The organism is Bradyrhizobium sp. (assembly GCF_016462955.1).
Classification (GTDB): Bacteria; Pseudomonadota; Alphaproteobacteria; order Rhizobiales; family Xanthobacteraceae; genus Bradyrhizobium.
In genome coordinates this window covers 1-1,500 of sequence record NZ_JAEMSD010000894.1, presented here as the reverse complement: position 1 = coordinate 1,500, position 1,500 = coordinate 1, and the positions used below count along the sequence as shown (strand labels likewise).

Annotated in this window: 1 protein-coding gene; it reads left to right on the top strand. The window is 62.1% G+C overall.

The window, feature by feature from the left end; all coding sequences use genetic code 11:
- On the top strand, positions 1-899 hold an 899-nt coding region (locus JHD07_RS39620; RefSeq protein WP_291632070.1), incomplete at its 5' end, for a S8 family serine peptidase.
- Positions 900-1,500 lie beyond the last annotated feature (601 nt).

The following is a 1,500-nucleotide window of genomic DNA, read 5'->3' as shown; positions in this document are numbered from 1 at the left end:
GACCTGGTCCTGGCGGGGCGACGAAGCCCGACGTGGTCGAGATCGGCGGCACGCTGATCTTCGACCCCATCGTCGCGCGTCTGCGGGGCGGGGAGGATGTCGGCAGCGCAGGCGTCCTGACGCTGTATCACAGCTATCTTGATCGCCTGTTCACGGCCGGTTCGGGCACATCCTATGCCGCCCCACGAGTTGCGTTCAGCGCCGCCCAGATCCTGACGCGCTTCCCGCAGGCCTCAGCCAATCTGGTGCGCGCGCTCATCGTAGGTTCCGCGGAAATCCCGCAGCCGGCCCAGGAGCGGCTTCAGCTGCTTGGTGTGGACGCGACGCGCGCGATCTGCGGGCACGGCCTCGTCGATCTGGAACGCGCGGCGTTTTCCGACGACGCGCGCGTCACGCTCTACGCAGAAGACGAGCTCGCCCTCGACCATTTTGCCGTTTATCGCATTCCAATTCCCGAAGCGTTTCAAGCGGGAAATGGGGAACGCTGCATTCGCGTGACGCTGGCGTTTGATCCACCGGTGCGACACACACGAACCGATTATGCAGGTGTCGGGATGAGCTTCCGGCTGATTCGGGGCTGCCAACCTGATCTGATCTTTGAGCACTATCGAAAGCGCGAGCAGGACGATGGTCCATTTCCGGAGCTCGCCGGGAGATACAATTGCAATCTCGTTCCAGGTCCCCAGGCGAGGGAGAAGGGGACCGTCCAATCCGCCACCGTCACGTTCAAACGTGGCATCGAGGACTATGGGGATAGCTACTATCTTGTCGTGCGCTGCGAAAGCGGCTGGGCCACCCATGTCGATCGGCAGCAATTCGCCGTGGTCATCGAGCTCTTGCAGAAGGACGAAGTGCAGCTCTACGAAAGAGTGCGGCAGCGGCTGCGTCTTCAGGCGTGACGCACCGACAGAATGCCGGCAGCACGCGACCGACGTGAAACGTCGAGCTTAGCCTTGATCCCCTTGATTGAGGCCGCCGCGGTTTTGCTGACTGGGAGTTGCTCGAGCACGTGGCAGGCATAGACGCGAGCAATGCGGCGCCACCCACGAAACGAATGCCGATAGCCTTATAGTCATCCAGCGAGCGCGAGCTAGGTGTGTCTCCTATAGGCGCGCCGAGCGCGCTCAGGCACTTGGGCCAGATCAACGTGCAGCACGATCCGCGCACCTCTTTCCGATCGGCGCCGCCGCTTCGGCATCGAGCAGAAGCGCAGGATCTCGTCGCGGAGCTCGGGCTGCGCAGGGCGCCAGACGGCGCCGTATTGCGCGTGGGACGTTTTGTAATGGTGCCCCTCGTGCGGGATCGATAAGGTCACTTTCCTCGCTTAGATTAATGTTAGTTATCGTAGTCCAACGACGGCTTTGGCCTCCAGCTCAAACCAGGTCGGCTCATATCCTCCTCAAGCTACGATTCACGGGATCAGCTAAACTGACTCCATACCCGCGCCGGCGCCCTGAGCGTACCCACATCTGCTGACGTCGATGCAGAAGCGGGCCCCCC